Origin of the sequence: Pseudomonas sp. B2021, from assembly GCF_018135665.1 — a bacterium.
In the GTDB taxonomy this organism is placed as follows: Bacteria; Pseudomonadota; Gammaproteobacteria; order Pseudomonadales; family Pseudomonadaceae; genus Aquipseudomonas; species Aquipseudomonas lactis.
Genome location: NZ_SMOF01000004.1, coordinates 1 through 7,538, shown reverse-complemented (window position 1 = coordinate 7,538; position 7,538 = coordinate 1). Strand labels below are relative to the sequence as shown.

Sequence of the window (7,538 nt, the reverse complement as noted above, 5' to 3'; positions counted from 1 at the left end):
GACGGGGATTATCTGGGGACTGGATTAATTTATATTTCAACCATAATATAAGCAAAAAATTACGCCCGTAATTTTTTGCACAATGGTTTCCGGAGTTCGCCATGCCCCCTCTCCCCCTGCGTCTTCTCACACCCCTGGCCCTGTTGATGTTCCTTAATGGCTGCAACAGCAAGGCCGATACCGCTCAGGTACCAGTGCCGCGTCCGGTACTCGCCGCCAAGGTCGAAGCCGCCGGCACCCAGCAAAGCGCTTATACCGGCGTGGTGGCAGCACGCACTGAAAGCAACCTGGGCTTTCGGGTCAGCGGCAAGGTGATCGAGCGCAAGGTCGACCCCGGCCAGCATGTCTCCCGTGGCGACACCCTGTTGGTACTGGACATCGGCGACTTCGAACTGGCGCTGCGTTCGGCCAAGAACCGCGTCAACGCCGCCGAGGCGCAACTGCGCCAGCGCCGTGACGATGAAAACCGTTACCAGCGCCTGGCCAGTACCGGCGCGGTGTCGCGGCAGATCTTCGACCAGTCGGCCACCAACCTGCGCGTCGCCCAGGCCGAACTGGCCGCGGCGCAATCGGACGCCAGCCAGATCGAAAACCGTCGCACGTATTCGGTGCTCAAGGCCGATGGCGACGGCATCATCACCGATGTGCTGGCCGATCGCGGACAGGTGGTGGCCGAAGGGCAAATCGTCGCGCGCCTGGCCCATGACGGTGCCCGTGAAGCCATCGTCAACCTGCCGGAGAACCGGCGTGACCTGGCCGCGCAAAAAGCCTTGGCATTCCCCTTCGGCGCACCCGACCAGGCCGTGACCGCCACCCTGCGCGAGCTGTCCGCCAGCGCCGACCCGGTCACCCGCACCTACCGGGCACGTTATGTGCTGCAGGGTTCGGTCGAGCGTTTCGCCCTCGGTTCCACCATCACCGTGCGCCTGCAAGGCAACGGCCAGCCTCTGCAAACCCGCGTGCCCATTGGCGCCTTGCAGGATGCGGGGCAAGGCACGGGCGTCTGGCTGATTGGCGATGACCAAAAGATCAGCTTCGCCCCGGTGAAAGTCGCCAGCCTCGGCCAGGAAGACGCCTTGCTCGACAGCGGCGTAACACCCGGCCAAACCATCGTCGCCCTCGGCGCTCACCTGTTGCACAGCGGCGACACGGTGCGCTTGCTGCCCGCCCAGGCGCTGGCCCTCAACCGTCAGCAGGATCAATGAGTATGCGCGGGATCAACCTCTCCGAACTGGCCGTCAAACACCGCGCCGTCACCCTGTTTTTGCTGATTGCGATCCTCGTCGCCGGGGTCTTCGCATTCAGCAAGCTGGGCCGCGCCGAAGACCCTTCGTTTACCGTCAAGGTCATGACCATCACCGCCGCCTGGCCCGGCGCCACCGCCCAGGAAATGCAGGAACAAGTCGCCGACCGCCTAGAAAAACGCCTGCAAGAGCTGGACTACTACGACCGCGTCGAGACCATCGCCCAGCCGGGCTTTGTGTCGATGCGCATGACCTTCCTGGAGTCCACACGCCCGAGCGAGATCCAGGCGCTGTTCTACCAGACGCGCAAAAAGCTCAGCGACGAAGCCGCGCAATTGCCCAAGGGCGTGATCGGGCCGTTTTTCAACGATGAATATTCCGATGTGTACTTTGCGTTGTACGCCCTGGAAGCCGAACACCTGCCCCACCGCCAGCAGGTGCAAATGGCCGAACAATTGCGCCAGGGCCTGCTCAACCTGCCCGGGGTGAAGAAGGTCAATATCCTCGGCGAACAGGCCCAGCGTGTGTTTGTGGAGTTTTCCTATGAGCGCCTGGCGACCCTGGGCATCAAGCCCGAACAGATCTTCGCCGCCCTCGCCGCACAAAACGCCGTGGCGCCCTCAGGCTTCGTCGAAACCGCGGGTGCCCGCGCCTATATCCGCATCGACGGCGCGTTCGACAGCCTGGCCTTGATCGAGAACGTGCCCCTGCAAGTCAATGGCCGCGTATTGCGCATCGCCGATGTAGCCACCGTGAGCCGGGGTTATGAAGACCCGCCCAGTTACCGCATCCGCCACCAGGGCGACCCGGCGCTGATGCTGGGCGTGATCATGGAGAAGCACTGGAACGGTCTGGAACTGGACAAGAGTCTGCAAGCCGAAGAAGCGCGGATCCAGGCCGACCTGCCCCTGGGCGTGAACTTCGCCAAGGTGTCCGACCAGGCGAAGAACATCAGCCTGGCGGTCAATGAATTCATGCTCAAATTCTTCGTCGCCCTGGCGGTGGTGATGCTGATCAGCCTGTTGGCCCTGGGCTTTCGCGTGGGGCTGGTGGTGGCGGCCGCCGTGCCGCTGACTCTGTCGATCGTGTTCGTGATCATGCTGGTCACGGGCCGTGAATTCGACCGGGTCACCCTCGGCGCGCTGATCATCTCCCTGGGCTTGCTGGTGGACGACGCCATCATCGCCATCGAGATGATGGTGGTGAAACTTGAAGAAGGGTTTGACCGCATTCACGCGGCGACCTATGCCTGGAGCTCCACCGCCGCGCCCATGCTCACCGGTACGCTGGTGACCATCATTGGCTTTTTGCCGGTGGGGTTTGCGCGCTCCGGTGCTGGCGAGTACGCCGGCAATATCTTCTGGATTGTCGGGTTCGCATTGATTTCGTCGTGGCTGGTCGCGGTGGTGTTCACGCCTTACCTGGGCGTAAAGATGCTACCGCAGATCAAGCCAGTGCCCGGCGGGCATGATGCGATTTATGCCGGGCGCTACTACCAGAAACTGCGCCGCCTGGTAGAGGCCTGCGTGCGTGGGCGCTGGCTGGTAACTGGGCTGGTGGTGGCCGCGTTTGTGCTGTGTGGCCTGGGTATGGCGGTGGTGAAGAAACAGTTCTTCCCCGACTCGGACCGCTCGGAGCTGATTCTGGAAGTGTATATGCCGCCCGGCAGCGCGTTCAAAAGCACCGAGGCCGTAGCGGCTCAGGTGGAGAAGGCGCTGTTGCAGGAACCCCAGACGAGCATGGTCGACACCTATGTGGGCGGCGGCGCACCACGGTTTTTCCTGTCGTTGAACCCTGAAATGCCGGACCCGGCGTTCGCCAAGTTGATCGTGCAAACGCCGGATTCCCATGCCCGCGACGCACTGAAACTGCGGATGCGTGAGCGCATTGCGGCAGGCGAATTCCCTTCGGCGCGGGTTCGGGTCACACAGCTCGTCTTCGGCCCGCCAGTGCCGTTCCCGGTGGTGTTCCGCGTTTCCGGGCCGGACCTGAATGTGCTGCGTGGGTTGTCTGAAGACGTGCGTCAGGTGGTAGCCGGCAACAAGCTGACCAGAGACACCTTCCTCGAATGGGGCGAACGTGCCAGCGGTTATCGCCTGGTGCTGGATCAGGATCGCTTGCGCCTGCTGGGGTTCACGCCGGACGAGGTCAAGTCCCAACTCAACGCTTTGCTCAGCGGCAACCCGATCACCGAAGTGCGCGAAGGCAACCGCACCGTGTCGGTGGTGGCCCGTGCCCAGGGCAGCCAGCGTGAAGACCTGGGCAACCTCAACAACATGACCCTGACCAACAGCGCCGGAACCTCGGTGCCATTGGCCCAGGTCGGGCATTTCCAGGCGGTAATGGAAGAGCCGATCCTCAAGCGCCGCGACCGCGCCACCACCGTGGAAGTGCGCGCCGACATCATCGACGGCGTACAACCGCCCGATGTGGAAATGGCCGTGTACAAAGACCTGCAGCCACTGATCGCCAAACTGCCCAGCGGGTACAAAATCGACATCGGCGGCCCGGTTGAGGAAAGCGCCAAAGCCAACGTCGCCCTGGCGGCGCTGTTCCCGATCATGATCCTGCTGACCCTCACGGTGATCATGTTCCAGGTGCGCTCCTTTGGCGTGATGTTCATGGTGTTCGCTACCGCGCCTTTGGGCCTGATCGGCGCAGTGCCCACCTTGTTGTTGTTCAACCAGCCGTTCGGCTTTAACGCGATCCTGGGCCTGATTGGCATCGGCGGCATCCTGATGCGCAACACGCTGATCTTCACCGACCAGATACGCCAGAACCAGGACCACGGCATGGCGATTCGCGAGGCCATTATCGAAGCCACGGTGCGGCGTGCCCGACCGGTGATCCTTACGGCACTGGCGGCGGCGTTGGCGTTTATTCCGTTGACGTTGTCTGTGTTCTGGTCGTCCCTGGCCTATGTGCTGATTGGCGGGGTGTTGGTGGGCACGGTGTTGACGCTGTTGTTCTTGCCAGCGCTGTGCAGCTTGGTGCTGCGCGACAAGGTTGCTGAAATGTCCCACGTAACGGCCGGATAAGCGCTACTCCCCTCCCCTGTAAACCTCTGCAAAGTCCCTCGCCTGATCAAACAGTGCGAGGGATTGCAGATGGTGGTGTTCGTTAGAGCCCTGATGAATGGGGCTGTCTCTTGATCTCGGTGCTGGCCAACCTGATGCTGGTGCCGATGGATCCCGAAGCGCCGAAGGTTGAGCGCGTATTCGCGGATTTCCGCACCTGCCTGAATACCTTTGATACGTGGGCCGACAGCTTTTTAAGTGGTTCGGCACTTAGCGTGGAGCAGGTGTTCAAGGTTGGGGAAGACGTCGCACTGGTCGCGCCGATCTCTTCCGACAAGCCCAGCCGCACGGTCGCTCAATGCAAAGCCCAGGGCGGGCTGACGCTGGTGCATCTGTTCGAAAGCACGCAGTTCGTGCCTATCGGCAACACGCCCGTGAGGCTGCAAGCCGTTGCACAGGACGGCAGCCCGGTAGGCGCGCCACTGCATCGGACCATTGGCCCCAGCGGCATTCTTGAAGTCAGCGACTGTAGCCGCGACCAACAGTACGAAATCACCTTTTACCCCACTGTTTCCAAGGCTCACGTCCAGGCGCTGTATGCGTCCTATGAGTCTGTGATCACCGGGCTGGAAGCGGATTTGCGCACGGCATGGGCCGAGCATTTCAAGCCTCGATGGGCAGACTTTGCCAAAGCGCCAGCCTACAAGCGTAGCGGCATTCAGGGCATTGCCTTTGCGACCGGGCTGGGCAAGGCGCTTTACAACCTGTGGGACAACATCACCGAGCTGTACGACCTGCTCGCCAACCTCAAGTCCAACAGCGAAACGTTGCTGAAATACCTGTCCCAGGCCGAGCTGGATGCACTGCTCAAGCTGGGCAAAGACACGCTGGCCAAGGGGTTGCTGGTACTCAGTGATGAGCCGCTGTTGTTTATCTACCTGTCGGCGCTGGTGGCCTGGATACGCATGCTGCCGCCGCCCGACATGTACGAACTGCTGGGTGAAATCACCGGCGAAGTGTTGATCAATCTGTTGCTGATCTGGGCTACGCGGGGCATTGGGGTACAGCTGCGCCTGGGCGCGCAGACGCTCAGTCACGTCAAATCCGGGCGGGCGCGGGCGTTGTTGGAGTTGCTGGCCGAGCAGGTGACGGGGCCTCGGCTGGAAACCCATGTCGAGGCCGCCAAGCCGGTGTTGCTGAGCAGTGCGGCGACGCCGATTAAGACGGTGCCGGCTGTGCCGTTGAAGGCGGGCGATACGCTGGTTTCGAACCCGGTGCCGATGGTGCGCGGCAAGGCCCAGCGCACGACGTTGGTCCGTCAGGAGCCTGTCGATGATGTGCCGGCTGTGGCGTCGAACCCCAAGGGTGATGCGGCGGCGTCAGCGGACAAGACCGTTACCAACGGCTGCCCGGTGTCGATGGTCACCGGCGAGGAATTGCTCACCCTCACCGACGGCGCGCTGGACGGGATTTTGCCGTTTGAGTGGACACGGCTGTATCGCACTAGCGCGGTGGAGGTCGATTGTGGGCTGGGGTTGGGTTGGAGCCATGCGCTGGCTCATCGGCTGGTGGTGTCGGGCGATTCGGTGGTGTGGACTGACCATGAAAACCGCTCGACTACCCTGCCCTTGCCCACCGATTCTCGGCCGGCGATCACCAATAGCCTGGCGGAAGCGGCGATCTATTTGGGTTCGGCGCCTGACGAGTTGGTGCTGGCCCAGGCCTCCCGTTTCTACAACTTTCGCGACGGTGTGCTGACAACCATCAGCGATGCATATGACAACCGCCTGCGCCTTTGCCGTGATCGCTCAGGGCGGATTGAGCGGCTGGATAACGGTGCTGGCCGTTCGCTGCTGTTGCGTTATGAGCTGGATCGCATCGTCGCGGTGGACTACCAGGTGCATCGCGCCACAGGGCGTGCACCTTACGTCTGGGAAACCGAGCAGAACGTTGTTTCCTACGCCTATGACGAAGCGGGACGACTGGTTTGCGCGACCAATGCTGTCGGAGAAAGCGAGCGTTATCGGTACGACGATCAGCACGTCATTCTCGAGCGGCAGTTGGCCGGTGGCGCGAGTTTCTTCTGGGAATGGGAACACGCTGGCAAGGCGGCGCGCTGCGTCCGGCATTGGGCAAGTTTTTCGCAGATGGACACGCGCTATGCCTGGGGGGATGACGGTCGCGTCACCGTGCATAACGCCGATGGTAGCCAGGAGGTGTATGTCCATGACCAGCGGGCGCGGCTGGTACAGCGCGTCGATCCGGACGGCGCCACGCACTTTAAATCCTACGACGACCAGGGGCGGCTGACCGTCGAGCAAGACCCGATGGGCGCGGTGACGGCCTATCAATATGACGACGCCGGACGCTTGGTGGCGTTGTTTCCGGGGGATGATGAGCCGACTTCCTACGAGCATGACAACGGTTTTGTACGAGTTGTACGGCGTGGCGAGGCGGTTTGGAAATATGAGCGTAATGATCAGGGCGACCTTACGCGTAGGACCGATCCCGATGGTGAGGTTACGGACTACAGCTACAACAAGCACGGGCAACTGATTGGGGTTTGGTATCCCGACAGCAGTTGTCATCGGCTGGTGTGGAACGAGCGTGGGCAGTTGCTGGAGGAGCAATTGCCCCATGGTGGGATCAAGCGTTATCGCTATGACGATCTGGGTCGACAGATTGCCCGTGAGGATGAACACGGCGCACAGACCGTTTATGAATGGGACAGCGTCGGCAGGTTGATTCGTCTTGTATTGCCTGGCGGTAGTTGTAGGGAATTCAGCTACAACCCCTACGGCAAAATCATCGCCGAACGCGACGAACTCGGCCACGTCACCCGCTACGAATACGAAGGTGGCCTGCACCTGATCAGCCGCCGCCTCAACGCCGACGGCACCCAGGTCAAATACCGCTACGACAACACCCGACTGCTGCTCACCGAGATCGAAAACGAAACCGGCGAAACCTACCAACTCGACTACCACCCCAATGGCCTGATCCGCCAGGAAACCGGCTTCGACGGCCAACGCACCGCCTACGCCTACGACCTCAACGGAAACCTGCTGGAAAAGACCGAACACGGCGACGACGGCAGTCAGCTAGTGACCCGTTACGAGCGCGACCACGCCGGGCGCCTCGTACGAAAAACCCTGCCCGATAACAGCGTGGTCGACTATGCCTACGACCGCCAGGGCAACCTCCTCAGCGTCGACGACGGTAACTGGGCGTTGGCCTACGAATACGACCGCCAAAACCGCCTGACCGCCGAGCACCA

At 61.8% G+C, this 7,538-nt stretch carries 3 protein-coding genes; all 3 read left to right on the top strand.

The window, feature by feature from the left end; genetic code table 11:
• The first annotated feature begins 101 nt into the window (after positions 1–101).
• Positions 102–1,205 (top strand): efflux RND transporter periplasmic adaptor subunit, encoded by a 1,104-nt coding sequence (locus E1K68_RS27255; protein WP_034134400.1) that lies wholly within the window; start codon positions 102–104, stop codon positions 1,203–1,205.
• A 2-nt stretch (positions 1,206–1,207) separates the two neighbouring features.
• On the top strand, positions 1,208–4,282 hold the full coding sequence (locus tag E1K68_RS27250; protein ID WP_212614943.1) for an efflux RND transporter permease subunit: 3,075 nt from the start codon (positions 1,208–1,210) through the stop codon (positions 4,280–4,282).
• A gap of 110 nt (positions 4,283–4,392) precedes the next feature.
• Positions 4,393–7,538 (top strand): DUF6531 domain-containing protein (locus E1K68_RS27245; RefSeq protein WP_212614942.1); only part of this gene is annotated, 3,146 nt, incomplete at its 3' end.

Coding starts and splice junctions, on each gene's coding strand:
- E1K68_RS27255 (WP_034134400.1), top strand. CDS start 102: ATGCCCCCTCTCCCCCTGCGTCTTCTCACACCCCTGGCCCTGTTGATG.
- E1K68_RS27250 (WP_212614943.1), top strand. CDS start 1,208: ATGCGCGGGATCAACCTCTCCGAACTGGCCGTCAAACACCGCGCCGTC.